Origin of the sequence: Listeria ivanovii subsp. londoniensis (assembly GCF_000763495.1) — a bacterium.
GTDB classification, from domain to species: Bacteria; Bacillota; Bacilli; order Lactobacillales; family Listeriaceae; genus Listeria; species Listeria londoniensis.
Genome location: NZ_CP009576.1, coordinates 667855 through 684696 on the forward strand (window position 1 = coordinate 667855; position 16842 = coordinate 684696).

At 36.9% G+C, this 16842-nt stretch carries 12 protein-coding genes; 10 read left to right on the plus strand and 2 right to left on the minus strand.

Translation table 11 applies throughout. The features are described 5' to 3' along the window. Positions 1 to 46: 46 nt before the first annotated feature. Together JL53_RS03200 and JL53_RS03205 are read right to left on the minus strand one after the other, a co-directional pair. A complete protein-coding gene (locus tag JL53_RS03200; protein ID WP_038406745.1) occupies positions 47 to 1231 on the minus strand; it encodes a class I SAM-dependent rRNA methyltransferase in 1185 nt (394 codons plus the stop codon). A gap of 86 nt (positions 1232 to 1317) precedes the next feature. After that, positions 1318 to 2874 (minus strand): invasion associated endopeptidase, encoded by a 1557-nt coding sequence (locus JL53_RS03205; protein ID WP_077916403.1) that lies wholly within the window; start codon positions 2872 to 2874, stop codon positions 1318 to 1320. 425 nt (positions 2875 to 3299) lie between these two features. Between JL53_RS03205 and secA2 the strand changes: the two genes are divergently transcribed. From secA2 to JL53_RS03255, 10 genes are all read left to right on the plus strand, one after another. Further along, entirely contained in the window at positions 3300 to 5627 is a 2328-nt protein-coding gene (secA2, locus tag JL53_RS03210; protein ID WP_038406747.1) for an accessory Sec system translocase SecA2, read from the plus strand. 116 nt (positions 5628 to 5743) lie between these two features. Next, positions 5744 to 6913, plus strand: a complete 1170-nt coding sequence (locus JL53_RS03215) for an AI-2E family transporter (protein WP_038406748.1) — start codon at positions 5744 to 5746, stop codon at positions 6911 to 6913. Between the two features lie 308 nt (positions 6914 to 7221). Further along, entirely contained in the window at positions 7222 to 7935 is a 714-nt protein-coding gene (locus JL53_RS03220; protein ID WP_038406749.1) for a WxL domain-containing protein, read from the plus strand. A gap of 87 nt (positions 7936 to 8022) precedes the next feature. Beyond that, positions 8023 to 9042 (plus strand): WxLIP family cell surface protein, encoded by a 1020-nt coding sequence (locus JL53_RS03225; RefSeq protein ID WP_038406750.1) that lies wholly within the window; start codon positions 8023 to 8025, stop codon positions 9040 to 9042. 21 nt (positions 9043 to 9063) lie between these two features. Continuing rightward, positions 9064 to 11526, plus strand: coding sequence for a hypothetical protein (locus JL53_RS03230; protein WP_038406751.1), 2463 nt, complete (start codon positions 9064 to 9066; stop codon positions 11524 to 11526). A 108-nt stretch (positions 11527 to 11634) separates the two neighbouring features. Continuing rightward, positions 11635 to 13050, plus strand: a complete 1416-nt coding sequence (locus JL53_RS03235; protein WP_038406752.1) for a cryptochrome/photolyase family protein — start codon at positions 11635 to 11637, stop codon at positions 13048 to 13050. A gap of 137 nt (positions 13051 to 13187) precedes the next feature. Continuing rightward, positions 13188 to 13598, plus strand: a complete 411-nt coding sequence (locus tag JL53_RS03240; RefSeq protein WP_003718719.1) for a DUF2177 family protein — start codon at positions 13188 to 13190, stop codon at positions 13596 to 13598. A 2-nt stretch (positions 13599 to 13600) separates the two neighbouring features. Continuing rightward, a complete protein-coding gene (locus JL53_RS03245) occupies positions 13601 to 15376 on the plus strand; it encodes a DAK2 domain-containing protein (RefSeq protein ID WP_003718720.1) in 1776 nt (591 codons plus the stop codon). Next, entirely contained in the window at positions 15376 to 16146 is a 771-nt protein-coding gene (locus tag JL53_RS03250; protein ID WP_077916286.1) for a DUF1295 domain-containing protein, read from the plus strand. Before JL53_RS03245 ends, JL53_RS03250 begins: the two co-directional genes overlap by 1 nt. A 131-nt stretch (positions 16147 to 16277) precedes the next feature. Further along, positions 16278 to 16820, plus strand: coding sequence for a DUF4564 domain-containing protein (locus tag JL53_RS03255; RefSeq protein ID WP_003718722.1), 543 nt, complete (start codon positions 16278 to 16280; stop codon positions 16818 to 16820). The last annotated feature ends 22 nt before the right edge of the window (positions 16821 to 16842 follow it).

Below are 16842 nucleotides of genomic sequence, written 5' to 3' on the forward strand. Positions count from 1 at the left end.
AAAACACCACTGTTAGTAACAATGGTGTTTTAAATTTGGTCAATATTTATCTATCCAAAGTCAAAAATAGCACTTTTAAATAGTTCCCTTCAGGAAAGTTTTTATCTATTGTAAAATCAGCAGGGAGGGAGTGGCTTTCTGTAATTTTATAAGTTCGCTCTGTTGATTCAAAAGCTGTCGCAATCATTTTCTTAAAAGCTTTCATTCCAAAGCCAGCATAGTTTGTAGAAGCAATTATTGTTCCACCAGTAGCGGTTATATCTATAATTTCCCGAAGTAAATTAGGATAATCTTTGGCAGCTCGGAATGTGACTTTTTTTGTGCGGGCAAAGCTGGGTGGATCCACAATAATTAAATCAAAAGTGAGTTGTTTTCGTAAAGCGTACTTGAAATAATGAAACACATCTTCCACAATGATGCTTTGTGTCGCTGGATCAAGGCCGTTCACTTCAAGTTGCTCTTTTGTTTTAGCAAGTGAACGTCCAGCCACATCTACACTAGTCGTCTTACTAGCTCCACCAAACAAAGCAGCAACAGAAAACGCCCCAGTATAAGAAAACGTATTTAAAACGTTTTTAGAGATAGCGTAGTCCTCGCTAATACGACGCCTAACATCACGTTGATCAAGAAAAATACCAGTCATCCAACCATCATCTAAATAAGTTGCGTAATTAATACCATTTTCCTTAATGATTAGTGGGAAAGCAGCTTTTTGACCAGCGACAAAATCATCTTTTGTATCTTCTTGAAAACGTCTTTTTTCGTAGATGCCTTTGATTTCTGGGAGTGACATAAAAATATCCAAAATCATTTTCTGAAAAGAGTAAATGCCGATACTGTACCACTGAATGACAAGATACCCATCATAATAGTCTGCGGTAAAGCCACCAAATCCATCACCTTCCCCATTAAAAATGCGAAAAGCCGTCGTTGAATCATCTGCAAATAAAAACTGTCTTTTGTCTTTTGCAGTGGTAATTAAGTTGGTTAAAAAAGTTTCATCAAGCTGTTCTTTTTTGTCCCAAGTAAAAAGCCAGCCATCCCCTTTATTTTGCTTACCGTGATAGCCACGAGCTACAAACTTGCCAGACGCATCGATTAATTCTAATGTATCGCCTTCTTCAAGTTCTTTTGGCCATTTTTCCATGCGTTCTTTAAGAATCAAGGGATAACCTTCTTTATAGCCTTTAGTGAATTTGGGAAATATTTTTACTTTAATGGAGTTTTTCATAGAGCACCGTCTTTCATCAAGATAAAATTCCAACAAAAAACCTGTGAAGCGAAATTCCTGCTCCACAGGTTTCATTCAATTATTAATTATACGCGACCGAAGCCAACTAGATATTGACCCCATCCAGAGCCGTGAATATTATCATACTGAACACCATTGTCTTGTGCGTTAATCATTTGACCGTTACCAACATAAATACCAACGTGAGCAATTCCGTTACCATAATCAAAGAATACTAAATCACCAGCTTTTGCTTGAGATTCAGAGATCTTTGTTGAGCTAGCATATTGAGCTCCGGAAGTACGTGGTAAAGTAACGCCAGATTTAGCAAAGACATATTTAGTGAATCCGGAGCAATCGAATGTAGTTGGTCCGTTACCACCCCATGAATAAGCTTTTCCCAGATGTTTTTGAGCTTCAGCGATTAATGAGCTTGCACTTGCGCTGCTGCTAGATCCTTGGTTAGCATTAGAGTTTGTATTGGTGTTTTTAGAAGGTGTACTTGTATTTGAAGTATTATTATTTGTATTCGTTGTTGGAGCAGTAGCATTGCTATTACTGTTTGTATTAGTAGTTGGTACTGTGCCTTTTACTTTTAACACTTGTCCAACTTGAAGATTATCACTATTTAAGCCGTTAAGTGCTTTAATTTTGGAAACTGTAGTTCCAAATGTAGAAGCAATTTTGCCTAATGTATCGCCACTTTTTACTGTATATGAAGAAGCGTTAGTGTTAACAGTTGGAGCAGGGGCAGGAGCTGGTTTCGCAGCTTGTGCCGGTGCTTGTGTATTTGTTTGTTTTTGAGGTGTAACTTCTTTTTTCTCTGTTGTAGTTTGAGTATTTTCTTTTACTACTGGAGTAGACACTTGTTTTTCAGCTGTTGGAGTTTCCGTTTTTACTTCCGCTTTTGGTGAAGCGGTTTTAGCAGCTTCCTGTTTAACAGCAAGAACTTGTCCTACATAAATAGAAGAAGAAGATAAATTATTCCATGACATTATGTTTTGAACAGAAGTGCCATATTTACTGGATAATGCCCAAATTGTGTCGCCACTTTTAACAGTATATGTTGTAGCAGTTGTATCTACAGCAGGAGTTTCTGTTTTTGTTTCCGCTTTAGGAAGAGCGGTTGCTTCAGTAGATTGTTTTACTTCCGCTTTCGTTTCAGCAGCAGGTGCCACTTGAGTTGTTGTTTCTTCTTTTACTTCAGGAGCAGGGGCACTTGTTACAGCAGTACCTAAGTATTTGCCATTAACATAACCAGTTTTTCCTTCGCCATATGAAATTTTGTTCCAGCCATTTGCTTCAGTAGATTCAACAGTTACTTTCGTGCCACCTTTTAAAGAAGTGACGATACTGTTATCAACTCCAGCGCCAGAACGTACGTTTAACCAAGTAGCGGTAACAGATTTCTCTGTTTGTTCGCTTGCTACCTCAGTTATTTGCAATTTTTGACCAGGTACGATTTTATCAGATGTTAGATTGTTCGCTTTTTTAAGTGCGTCAACAGTTGTCCCCTTATCTTGAGCAATACCCCAAAGAGTATCTCCAGCTTCAACTACTACAGTGCTTGCGGATGCGATAGTTGGTGCAGCAAATGCTGTAACCGCAATCCCAGCTGTAGCCGCGATAGTTGCTTTTTTCATATTCATAAAACTCCTCTCTTTTTTCAGAAAATCCCATACGTAATTAAGTATTTAAGAATTAATTTTATAGTGATTAATACTAAGTTTACCCAGTTTTAACGTAAAAAACAAACAAAGAGATAACAAGGAAAAAGTAGAAAGCGGACTATACCAGATGTTTGTAATAACTTTGTAACAATAATAAAAACGAACGTGTATTCTTAGGGCTTGGGATGTACTGCTAGGGAGTCCATTGAGATGTAGGGGAGTGATGCATAACAATCAACAACTTTCGCTATGGGAAACCTATTGTTATTTGTTAATAGAAAAATTTAATATATTTGTAATATGAAATGGAGGTTGTTTTTTGGTGGATAAAGGCTCGAAATGAATTGCCAGATGACTTTATGGTATTCTATAATAGAAGGTATGGAGGATGTTATTTGATGAAACAGAACTTTGATGATCGAAAAATTGTAAAACAGTATCGTGAAATTGCTCGCCAGATTGTAAAAAAAGAAGGCTTATATAAAAATATGGACCAAGATGAACTTTGCGAACAAACAAATTATTGGCGTGAAAAGTTCCAAACAAAACAGATGACAGATCGAGATAAAATTAATATTTTTGCTTTGGCACGAGAAGCTGCTAGCAGAATTATTGGACTCGATGCGGTAGTCGTTCAATTAATTGGTGCACTTGTACTCGGTGATGGTAAAGTGGCAGAAATGAAAACCGGTGAGGGTAAAACATTGATGTCGTTATTTGTGATGTTTATAGAAGTAATACGTGGTAACAAAGTGCATCTCGTTACAGCCAATGAATACTTAGCGAGACGTGACCGTGAAGAAATTGGACAAGTGCTAGAATATTTAGGTATTTCGGTTGCGCTAAATGAATCTGGGCTAGATAAGGCACAGAAAAAAGCTATTTATACAGCAGATGTCATTTATGGAACAGCTTCTGAGTTTGGCTTTGATTATTTACGAGATAATATGGTGCGACAAATGGAAGATAAAGTACAAAGCGGATTAGATTTTGTATTGATAGACGAAGCTGACTCTATTTTAATAGATGAAGCTCGTACACCACTGCTTATTTCAGACCGTAAAGAAGAAGATTTATCGCTTTACCTAACAGCTAATAAACTAGTGAAAACAATGATGAAAGATGATTACGAAATAGAAGAACACAAGCGTTTTGTTTGGCTCAATGATGCGGGGATAGAAAAAGCACAGAAGTTTTGGGGGGTAGAATCACTATACTCAACTGAAGCGCAATCCGTACTTCGGATTACTATGCTTTTAATGCGGGCTCACTTTTTAATGCATAAAGATAAAGATTATGTAGTACTTGATGATGAAGTGCTAATAATTGACCCCCACACAGGGCGAGCATTACCAGGACGCCGTTTTAATGATGGACTTCACCAAGCAATTGAAGCAAAAGAAGGTGTCGAAGTGAAGGAAGAATCACGAACACTTGCGACCATTACAATTCAAAACTATTTCCGAATGTACAAGAAAATCTCTGGAATGACTGGGACAGCTAAAACTGAAGAAGAAGAGTTTAGACAAATTTATAACATGGATGTCGTTGTAATTCCAACTAATTTGCGGATCAACCGGGAAGATGTACCAGATGATATTTTTTATACAAAGAAAGAAAAAGGACGGGCGATTGTATACGAAGTTTCCTGGCGTTATGAAAAAGGCCAACCGACATTAATCGGAACTTCTTCGATAAAAAGCAACGAGTGGATTAGCGGGTTGCTTGATGCTGCTGGAATTCCACACCAAGTTTTAAATGCCAAAAACCACGCACAAGAAGCTGAAATTATTGCTAAAGCAGGAAAACGTGGCATGGTTACTTTGGCGACTAATATGGCTGGACGAGGTACTGATATCAAACTCGACCCAGATGTTCATAAACTCGGCGGATTAGCTGTTATTGGAACAGAACGCCATGAAAGTCGCCGTATTGATTTGCAGTTAATGGGGCGTTCTGGTCGACGTGGAGATCCAGGTTTTAGTAAGTTTATGATTTCACTGGAGGACGATTTATTAGAACAATTCGAAAGTAAAAGCTGGGAAAAATTATCTGCCAAACTAAAACGAAAAGCGCCACGTGATGGCAAACCAGTAAATTCAAGTAAAATCCATGCAGTGGTTGTTAATGCGCAGAAACGATTAGAGGGAGCTAATTATGACATTCGTAAAGATTTACTTTCTTATGATGAAGTAATCGATTTACAACGAAAAATGGTGTACAAAGAACGAGATCAATTGCTAGAACGAAATAAACTGGGTGTATCTTCTGAGAAAATTCTTCGTGAAGTTGCCGAGTATGCCTTTATCCATACTGAAACTGACCCAGAAAAAATGGAAAAATATTACGCCCGTCAAAAAGAATTTCTTGGTGGAACCAAATTTCCGATTTCTTTTGACGAAGTATCGCTGATGGAACCTACCGAAGTCGTAGAAAAAATTGTCGCCTGGCATAAAAAAGAACGTGATAAATTCCCGTTAGAAACTATCAATGCAATCGAAAAAGAAGTGTATTTAAACTTAATGGATCAAATGTGGGTGATGCACTTAGATGCGATGGTGCAACTTCGAGAAGGAATTCATTTACGTGCATATGGACAACAAGATCCACTTGTCATGTATCAAAAGGAAGGCGCTCAGTTATTTGAGAAATTCCAAGCGGATTATCATTTTTATTTTGCTCATGCGCTACTTGAATTAGATCCAGAAGGGTTAGTCCAAGGTTGATGCTACAACTTTGGGCTGATTTTTTTCAAAAAAATGGGTAATTAAGTGAGAACGAGGGTAAAATTATATATAATGGTAACAAATGAAAATCAATATACAAAAAAGAGGGTGGTAAAGTGAAGGGATCGTTAACAAAATTTAAGCAGTTTTTTATTGATAACAAATTTGTACTCGGGTTATTAATTTTTCTATTAGTTGCACTTGATATTTACGTATTAACCAAGATAGCGTTTATTTTTGATCCGCTAATGGTTATTCTCAAAACCGTCGCTGCGCCAATTATTCTAGCAGGGATTTCTTACTACTTATTTAATCCAATAATTGACTGGTTAGAGAAGAAAAAATGGAAGCGCGGTTGGGCAATAGCTTTGTTATACGTAGTAATCATTGGTTTAATTATTCTATTATTTAGTTTTGTTATTCCAGCTGTAAAAGACCAAATTATTAGCCTATTTAAAACGTTTCCAGGGTACTGGGATCAAATCACACAAAAATTCAATGAGTTCAGTCAGTCAAGTCTGTTTGACCAGTTGAAAGATAAACTAAGTACTAACATGAGTGATATTATGAAAACCATCTCTGAAAAAGGCACTTCCGTATTAAATGGCGCAATTACAAGCATCGGTAGCATTGTCGGAACTGTAACAGAAGTGATACTAGCAATTGTAACTACACCACTTGTTCTATTCTATTTATTAAAAGATGGCAAGAAATTACCTGACTTTTTACTGAAAATGTTGCCAGTCAATGGCCGGGCCCATACACGTCAAGTTCTTGGTGAAGCAAACCATCAAATCAGTTCGTATATTCGTGGACAAATCATTGTTAGTTTATGTATTGGTATTCTTTTGTTTATCGGTTATCTAATTATTGGTTTACCTTACGCACTGACGTTAGCGATCATTGCAGCATGTACTAGTATTGTTCCGTATCTAGGGCCAGCAATTGCGATTACACCAGCTATCATTATAGCGATTGTCACATCTCCTTGGTTACTAGTTAAATTAATTATTGTCTGGTGTGTTGTCCAATTACTTGAAGGTAAATTTATTTCTCCACAAGTAATGGGTAAAACACTAAAAGTACACCCAATAACCATTTTATTTGTTATTTTAATTGCTGGAAACTTGTTCGGCGTACTAGGAGTAATCTTTGCTGTACCGGGTTATGCAGTCCTTAAAGTAATCGTGACACACGTATTCATTTGGTTCAAACGCGTATCAGGTTTATATGGTGAACAACCAGAAAGCGAATTTGTAACTACGCAGGAAGAATCAAAAGAGTAATTTATAAAATCCTACTAGCGGAAAAAATATTTCTGTTTAGTAGGATTTTTTTGTGTGTTTTTTACTGTTTAACTACATATAATGCATAAAAATAACGATTTTGAATGTATAAAGAGATAAAATTCGCTAAATTGACACAATTTTATGCTTTACAACCTTAAACTAGTAATAGTGCAGTTTCTATGAAAGGTTGTTCTTGAAAAGCACTAGAGGAAGTGGGATTTATAGACAGTTTAACAATTTGTTCATTGAATTGTATTTTGTTTCATCATACGATAAATGCAGCGCGAAAACGAAAGGAGAAAATAATGCTATTCAAAAAACAAATCATTTTAGGGGTAGTTTGTGTTGGTTCGATAACTCTAATGGCACCAACTGCATTTGCAGCAACATCTTTAGGAGATTCAAAAGCTTCTGTGAATTTTAAAGCAGGAACTGGAATGGTGAATCCAGTTGATCCAACAGATCCTGCTAATCCACTAGATCCTTTAGACCCAAGTAATCCTACAGACCCAGGAACCGGAAATACAGGTCCACTAACACTTGACTATGTTTCTTCCGTTGCCTTTGGTGAGCAAGAGGTCTCATCTAATGAGCAAACATATTCTTCTACTTCAAGAAAGCCCTTCATCCAAGTTAGTGACCGTCGTGGAACTGGCAAGGGGTGGAGCGTAACAGCAACAGCAAGTGGTTTCCAAAACGAAGATAATGCGGCTTCCTTAGCTGGGGCAACTTTATCATTCCAAAACGGAGAATCTGCTTCTGCTAGTACTACGACAACTTCGCCAACTGCTTCCAAACAAGTGGATCTTCCGACTGACGGAGCTTCGATTGTAAAAGTTGTATCCGCTAAAGAAACAGAAGGAATGGGAACTTGGATTAATCGCTGGTTTGGAGCTACTCCAGATGATGCGGATAGTTTGAACGATAACGTTAAGTTAACTATCCCAGGTGGTAGTGCAACACTTGGTAGCCATGAAGCAACCATTACGTGGACATTATCCGACGCACCTGGAATCTAAAAAAAGGCGCCTGAGAAAACTTACTAACCATCTTAGGCGCCATTTTTATGAAATAAACCTAGTATTCCTAAAGAAAGGAAGATACGTGTGAAAAAATTTTTTCTAAGTCTATTTTTAATGATTCCATTGTTAATTAGTCTTTTTCCTACGCTTGAAGTTAAAGCGGCTGAAGGAGATGTTGGTTATTCAGTCCAAGCGAGAATTCCAGCCAATCAAGTAGATAAAAAACAAACATACTTTGACTTAAGAATGGAACCAGAACAAAAACAGACGGTAGAAATTGAAGTGAAAAATAGCTCCAACGAAGAAATACAAGTAGAAACTAACATAACTTACGCAACAACAAGCAGAACCGGAACGATTGACTATACAAAAAATGATTTAAACAAAACAGACAAAAGTATGCTGCATCCATTACCCGAAATCGCCAAAATTCCAGAGAATCAAAGAGTACTAACTATTCCGGTAAATGGAACGAAAGTAGTGCAAGTAAATATAGCAATGCCTGAAGAAACTATCGATGGAGTTATTTTAGGTGCAGTGCAGTTTAAAAAGCGAGCAACAACGGAGACAGAAAAAACAGATGGCGTCTCTCTTAAAAATGAATATTCCTATATTGTCGGCATGCAGTTATCTGAAAATGACAAACAAGTCACCCCTAATATAAATTTAAAAAGTATCAAACCAACACTTGTAAACTATCGTACAGCGATTGTTGCAAAATTACAAAATGACCAATCAGTAATCATCAAAGATTTAAGTGTCGATGCAAAAGTGTACAAACAAGCTTCAAATACTGTATTACACCAAACGAAAAAAACGGATATGACAATTGCCCCAAATTCCAGCCTTGATTATGATATTGACTGGGAAAACCAACCATTAGAAGCTGGCGATTATCGGTTGAAAATGACGGCAACAAATGGCAGCGAAACTTGGAAATGGGATGAAAAATTCGCCATTGTCGATAAGGATCAAAATTTAAATAAAGAAGCAGTTAACATCGAACAATCTAATCCATGGCTGTATGTAGTGATTGCTATCAGTATTTTCCTGATTTTCTTCGTTATTATATTAATTACTAGGAAACGAAGAAAAAGACAATAAAAGATGAAAGGAGCTAGCAACATGTCTCTTAAAAAAATAATCGTTCTAATGGCACTAGCAGCTCTTTTCCTTAGCTTTGAAGTTGTAGCCGATGCAGAGACAGAAAACGCAACATTAGCAGCAAATGAAGCGGTTGTCACAACTTTTGATGAATTAAAGAAGGCTATTTCAGAAAATAACGGAATTGACACAGTCTACCTTGGAGCAGATATCCCGCTTTCTAGTGGAATTAAAATACCAGATGCGAAAAAAACATTTACTTTATCTGGTAAAAACCCTGTAACTAATGAAATTCACACGTTAACAGAAACAATGGCAAGTGCGGGGGCGCAGAGTAGTGTCATAACAGTTGATACAAACAATGGAGCAAAAGAAACTACTTTAAAAGACATTAACATTATTGGGAAAAACTATTACGGAACAATCTCTGTTTTAGGTGCTGCAAAAAATGTAGTCCAAAACTATGAAAACATTCATTATCAAGGTCCACAATTGATATATAATTTGAATGGAGTAGCAGTTTTTTCTGGCGATAATGATATTAGAATAGCATCAGTAGTTTCAGGATCAGCAGCAAATGAAGTTGGTGAAGTAAAAGGAGTAAATGTTTTTGGTAAACTAAAAATCGATCATGCAAATTCCAATGCCAATAGTGTTTTTTGGTTTGGAAGCGGGACAGCGGAATTAAATACTTTTACGGTGGAAGAAAATGCCGATGTAACGATACTATCAAATGGGACAGGGATGTTTTATCGATCAGGCGCAAAACCAATTGATATAGATGTGAAGAAAAATGCTAAATTAGCTATTAGTTCTAATAATAATATTTTCCGTGATACAGTTGGTGGAACGGTGAATGTTGCAGTAGGTGCTGATGTTACAATAACGAAGACAGCAGGAATCAATCCACTTCTTTGGATGTCAGGTGATATTAATGTAAATCCAGATGCACGTTTTATCTTGAAAAAAACAGGTGGTACAGGCAATATTCTTTATTTTAGCACTGCGACAGCTAAGTTAGATGTCCAAAATCCGCGGAGCTTTTTAATCGCCACAACACCAGACAATGCAATGCTTTACTGGCCATATGCGAACACATTTAATTTCGAAACACAGATGGTGAATTATTGGAATACAGCAGGAACCATTGACCGGACAGATGCGCCTCAGCAAAGTTTTAGTTTGCCAGCTGGTGATAATGTCATTGGGAGCTTAACTTATAGTGGGACGACAACGAAAATCGTTTCCACTAATGTCGATATGACTGCAGCAAATTTTAATCAAAATACGGCACGAATGATAGCGATGGGACGCTTAGAAGGTACAATAAATTCAGTGAATGATAGCGATGCAAACATTTCAGGAATGGCAACTCTAGATGCTTATATTACGGTTTCTTATACTGAAAATGGCGTAGATAAACAGCTCAAAGGTCAAGCTGATAAAACTGGAAATTATCAAATAATGATTCCAGATGGCTTCATAAGACCATATACCGACTTAACAACGACCATTTCACAAGATCAAAGAACGATTACTTTAGAAAAAGCTACTGTAGCAGACGTGACACCACCAAGCGGAAAACCAGTACCACAAGTTTTGACTATTGGAGATCCATTTCCAGATGTAGCGGATTTAGTGACAGATGTTTATGACCATTCCGATAATACAAGTGGCGCAGGAATTATAAAGACACTTCAAACTACGCCAGATACCAATGTATTTGGTCCACAGCAGGCAATTGTTCGCTTAGAAGATAAAGCCAATAATTATGTAGATATTATTGTGCCTGTATTTATCAAAGACGACAAAACAAACATACAAGATAATAAAGCGCTTAGAGCAACGGATTTTTCTATCCATTTAAGTGAGATTAGTAGTCTAAATGAAGCAGAACTGAGCGAACTGATTATCAAAGAATCTAGCGCGAAAGCATTTAACGTAACAACCGGTGTTGACTTATCAGATGAAGTAATCGTCGCGAATACTGATATCGAAAAAACATCAGGCATGTTTAAAGCGACACTTCAAATAGGTGAGTTAACGAAAGAAATTACAATACAAGTAACCGGAGAATTAAAATTTAATCAAGTTCCGGAAACGATTTCCTTTGAAACAACCGAACTGGCGACTCAACAAAATATTGCTAAGCGTAATGCTGATTTTGATATGTCTGTATTAGACTCAAGAGGAGCCGGCAAGTCATTTCGAGTGACAGCCAGAATTCCGTCACCATTAACCTCCACCATAAACAGTGCTCATACTTTACCAGAAGGACTTATTTTCATTGATAGAAGTGGCGAAAAAAAGATACTTTCAGAGGAACCAACAACCGTTTTCGAAGCACAAGCGACAGATGAAATAATTGTTCCTATCAAGTGGGAAGAAAATCAAGGTGTTTTAGTGGAAGCAAATACAGCAGAAACCTATGCAGATGAAAATTATGAAACAACTATTGAATGGACTTTAACAGATGCTCCGTAAAAAGAACGCTATTATACATAGTGTTCTTTTTTGGGGCTCTTTATTTTCTAAATTATCAAGGTTCTCGTATAATATAGTCATAAGTAATTTACAGAAAGAGGTGCCAAAATGACTTCAGTAATGTGGTTTCGGAGAGATTTGCGATTAAGTGATAACACGGCACTTTATCAAGCGTGTAAAGATAATGATGAGTTAATCTTGCTATTTCAAGTCAATCCAGAGCAATTCATAACAAAAAGCCCGAGTCATCAGGCATTTTTCTCCAGTGTCGCTTATTTCAAACAACAAGTCGATAAAATAGCGCATTCACAAATAATGTTTGGAGAACCAATCAATCTCTTAGAAAAACTAAAAGAAAAAGTTCCATCTTGGGACAAAGTGTATTTTAATCGCGATGAGACAGGTTATGGGGCAAAACGGGATGAAACAGCATTACGCTTTTTTGCGCAAGCGGGAATGACAGTTTTCGCTTTTGACGATGCCTATCTCCATCATGCAGATGCTGTGAAAAAATCGACCAGCGAGTTCTATAAAATTTTTACTCCTTACTACAAAAAATGGCGGGAGGAAATAAAAGAATTTCCTATACAAGTTACAGTGAACCCAGCAAAAATCCAGAAAGCAATTTTATTTCCAGAAGATGAGGAGCAGTTTGTCCAGATGGCACAAGCGCTTCCCTTGTTAGCTGAAAATATGCTTGGTGAAACAGTGGCTAACAATCAATTAAATCATTTTGTGAAAGAAAACTTAGCCCAGTATAAGGAAGTTAGAGATTTTCCAGACCTTGATAAAACCAGCCATTTATCGCGTTTTTTACGGACAGGAGAACTTTCGATTCGAACGGTTTGGCAAGCGGTTCAAAAAGCAGAACCTACAGACGGAAGGACAACATTCGAAAAAGAGCTTTGTTGGCGCGACTTTTATAATATGATTTATGTTTCTTTCCCTAATCAAAAAAATGAAGCGATTCAGACTAATTATCGTTTTATTGAATGGGAAAATAATCGCAACTACTTTCAAAAATGGCAACAAGGTGCGACGGGATATCCGCTTGTTGATGCAGCAATGCGTCAGCTAAAAGAAACTGGTTGGATGCATAATCGTTTACGAATGATTACGGCTTCTTTTTTAACGAAAGATCTTTTGATTGATTGGCGCTGGGGAGAAAAATATTTCCAACAAATGCTAGTTGACTATGATCCAGCAAGTAATATCGGTGGTTGGCAATGGGCAGCGTCAACGGGAACAGATGCTGTACCATATTTTCGGATTTTTAACCCAACAACTCAATCAGAAAAATTTGATTCATTGGGAAACTTTATTCGGAAGTATGTACAAGAGTTAGCAAATTTACCAGACAAATTCATTCACCAACCCGAAAAAATGACAGCAAAAGAACAAACAGAATTTAAGGTGATTTTAGGAGAAGATTACCCATTTCCGATAATTAATCATCAAGAACGCCGAAAAGAAGCTATTGCGCGCTATGAATTCAGTAAAGCATATGCCTCTCAAAATTTATAAATAAAGAATCAATCGTTTAACGAAGAAACGGTTGATTCTTTTGCGCCGAAATTCACATGAGGAAATATGAGCAACCTTCTAGGGAGAACTACTTAGGTATGTTAAAATTCACTTATCAGGTGATAAGGAGGATTGTAATGACACAATTTTTGAAGCTTTTCATAACGAGCGCCGTTATTTTTTTGATATTTGATCTTTTTTGGTTACTCGTTGTTTCTAAAAAAATGTATCAGCATTTTATCGGGGAGTTAATGGGAGATGTCCGAATATGGCCAGCTGTTATTTTCTATCTACTTTATGTGATTGGTGTTACCTTTTTCGTTTTAATTCCAGGAACCGAAAAAGGTAGTATTGGTTATGTCATCTTAGCAGCTGCATTATTTGGTTTAATTTGTTACGCGACATACGATTTGACGAACTTAGCAACATTAAAAGATTGGCCAGTTGCGATGACTGTAATGGATCTTATTTGGGGAACTGCAGTGACGACGGTTACTTCTGTGATTGTTTACTTTATTAATATGAATTTCTTTGGAGGGGTTTCGTAACAATGACAGAAGTAGGAAATAATCGCTTATTACAAGGCATGTTAAATGGTGCTAGAGAGGTAATAAGCAAAAAAGATGAACTAAATCGGATTAATGTTTTTCCTGTAGCAGATGGTGACACTGGTAGTAATTTAGCTTCATTAATGCAATCAATTATTGACAATGTGGCCCACAAAGAATATTCCACGAAAGAGCTATTAGATGAAGTTGCTTCGGCTGCACTAATTGGAGCTCGAGGAAATTCAGGAATGATATTTGCACAATATTTAAATGCCGTTGCCGAAAATTATCATCACCTAGAATCAACTGTGGAAGAATTAGTGCAAGCTTTTCAAAAGGCTGTAAACAAGGCATATGAAGCATTACTCGATCCAAAAGAAGGAACAATTTTGTCAGTGATGAGCGCTTGGTCAGAAGCACTTTCGAAAAATTACTCAAAAGAGCGGTCTCTCGATCATTCCCTATTAAACGCACAAGCAGTCGCAGAAAAAGCTTTGGCTCATACGCAGTTTCAAATGCCTATTTTAAAGAAAAATCGGTTAGTAGATTCGGGAGCAAAAGGTTTTTACTATTTTATTGTTGGGCTAACGAATGCTTACTGTGAAAAAGTAGCAGTAATGACCGAAGTGGTGGAAAACGATCAAACAATAATCGAACATTTGGAAACTACCGAGCCGCGATACAGATACTGTTCAGAATTTATTATCAAAGATCCCACGGTTACAAAACAAACCATTCAAACTAATCTAGCCACTAAAGGAGATTCTTTAGTCATCGCTTGTAATGAGGCGCAAATAAAACTCCACATCCATACCAATGAACCTAAAGATGTATTAGCTATACTAGCAAAGTTTGGCACAATGACCTACCAAAAAGTAGATGATATGAGTCTTCAATATCTTGTAACTAAAAAACCTCGAGCAAAAATAGCTATTGTGACCGATTCTATTGCTGATTTACCCGAGGAATTCTTACTAAAGCACCAAATACATGTACTACCAATGAATATTTTATCAGAAGACGAAAATTTTTTGGATAAATTGACAGTCGGGCCAGAATTGATAAAAGAAAAGCTGGCACAAAAAACTAAAATGAGTACAGCGCAACCAACCATCCATTCAGTAGATGCTTTACTGTCCTTTTTAGAAAGTAAGTATGAGCATGTCCTAGTCATCACAGTTTCCGCCCAATTAAGTGGAACTTATCAATTAATCCAGCAACGGATAAAAGACAAGAAGCTATCATCCGATTGGATACAAGTAATTGATTCACGATTAAACTCGGTTGCCGAGGGACTTTTAGTGAAGCAAGCAGTGGAACTCATCGAAGCAGGAAGTTCATTTGCAACAGTTACGAGGCAAATGGAACAAGTAGCTAGCCGCAGTTTTATCTATGTGGCAGTTGCAGATTTATCACCAATGGTAGAATCCGGGAGAATTCCTCGATTTTTAGGGAAACTGGCGCAAAAAATGTCACTATATCCAATCGTTAGCCTTGATGAGGTTGGTTCTGGAAAACTAATTGGTGTATCGTTTAGCCAAAAGCAAAGTATGAAAAGAATCATAAAAAAAGTCAGGAAAATCCATCAGGAAAATCCATTATTAGATTTGGCAGTTACACATGTTTGTTCTGCTGAAATTGCTCACGATTGGAGCACGCAGCTAAAGAAGAAAATAGGACAAATGAGTTATATAGTAGATAGTTCAGCAGCAATCGCGATTAGCGCGGGAATTGGAAGCGTAGCAGTTGCTGGTATTAAAAAGGAGGGGGCACTATGATATATTGGCTTGTAGCTGGAACATTACTAGTTTATTTTGTTATCTGGTTTATTATTTCAAAAATAAAGCAAAAATATTCATTAGTGGATATTGCATGGGGTGGTGGTTTTGTTGTCGTAGCATGGACTGGCTTTTTGGCAACTTTTAGTATGACTACTCAAAACATCACGATACTTATATTAGTCACTATATGGGGAGTACGCTTATTTTGGCACTTAGCTCGTCGAAATTGGAATAAACCTGAGGACTATCGGTATGTAAATATGCGAAAACGCTGGGGAACTAGTTGGGTTAATGTAAAAGCCTTTTTAAATGTCTTTGTTTTACAAGGAGTATTATTATTTATTATTGCTTTACCGATTACACATACCTTTGCAAATGAAACAACAACTTTTCAGTGGTGGCAAATGGTTGGAATCATTTTATGGCTGATTGGTTTTATTTTTGAAGTAGGAGGAGATCTTCAATTAGAAAACTTTAAAAAGAATTCGGTAAACAAAGGAAAATTACTAACGACTGGATTTTGGTCACTAACAAGGCATCCGAATTACTTTGGAGAAGCACTCAGCTGGTGGGGCGTATTTTTGGTTGCTTATACAGAAATAACGGATAGTTGGTTACTTATTAGCCCAGTGCTGATTACCTTATTGCTATTATTTGTTTCCGGAGTTCCTTTGCTTGAAAAAAAATATCAAGACCGAGAAGATTTTAAGAAATATGCCAAAAAAACTTCGAAATTTTTTCCAATCATTGGTAAGAAGGGGCTTTAGTAAAAGTGCGATGGGCTCGTAAATCTTACTAATGCTATTAATTGCTATTTACCATGTAAAACGAGTAGAATAACAATAGGTATTATAAAACGTACCTATACAATACTTATGATGCGAAAGGGGTACAACAAATGAAAAAAGAAAAGACAGTGTTAATTATGAACTTCGATGAGGAAAGTATTTCTTATCAAGCATTTTCTGAAATGAAAAGATTACACCAGGAACGTAAAATCATTGGCTATCAAATGGCAGTTGTGAAACATGAACCTGGGAATAAACTTGAAGCACAAGATTTTCTTGACTTTACTGGTGCCGACAAAAATTTGAAAGACAGCCTTATCGGGATGTTAATCGGTATTCTAGGTGGTCCATTTGGTATTTTAATCGGTTGGATGATTGGTGCAATCGTTGGTACTACAAAAGATGCTGGCGAAGTGAAAAACGCTTTAACCATCTTTGAAAAAACATTAAAAACAATTCCAGAAGGTTCCACAGGCGTTATCTTAATCGCGACAGAACAAGAATTAGGAAACGTAAATGATGTAGCTATTGATGAGTTACATGGTCGCGTTCAACGTATGGATGAAGCTATCGTAGCACAAGAAATCAAAGATGCTCAAGCTACAGAAGGTAAAGCAAAAGATTCTGCTAAGAAACACTGGTTTAGTAAATAAGTCACTCCAAAGAGGATAGAGC

Excerpts from the sequence above, each read along its gene's own strand:
- JL53_RS03200 (WP_038406745.1), bottom strand. The coding sequence starts at position 1,231 with ATGAAAAACTCCATTAAAGTAAAAATATTTCCCAAATTCACTAAAGGC.
- JL53_RS03205 (WP_077916403.1), bottom strand. The coding sequence starts at position 2,874 with ATGAAAAAAGCAACTATCGCGGCTACAGCTGGGATTGCGGTTACAGCA.
- secA2 (WP_038406747.1), top strand. The coding sequence starts at position 3,300 with ATGAAACAGAACTTTGATGATCGAAAAATTGTAAAACAGTATCGTGAA.
- JL53_RS03220 (WP_038406749.1), top strand. The coding sequence starts at position 7,222 with ATGCTATTCAAAAAACAAATCATTTTAGGGGTAGTTTGTGTTGGTTCG.
- JL53_RS03230 (WP_038406751.1), top strand. The coding sequence starts at position 9,064 with ATGTCTCTTAAAAAAATAATCGTTCTAATGGCACTAGCAGCTCTTTTC.
- JL53_RS03235 (WP_038406752.1), top strand. The coding sequence starts at position 11,635 with ATGACTTCAGTAATGTGGTTTCGGAGAGATTTGCGATTAAGTGATAAC.
- JL53_RS03240 (WP_003718719.1), top strand. The coding sequence starts at position 13,188 with ATGACACAATTTTTGAAGCTTTTCATAACGAGCGCCGTTATTTTTTTG.
- JL53_RS03245 (WP_003718720.1), top strand. The coding sequence starts at position 13,601 with ATGACAGAAGTAGGAAATAATCGCTTATTACAAGGCATGTTAAATGGT.
- JL53_RS03255 (WP_003718722.1), top strand. The coding sequence starts at position 16,278 with ATGAAAAAAGAAAAGACAGTGTTAATTATGAACTTCGATGAGGAAAGT.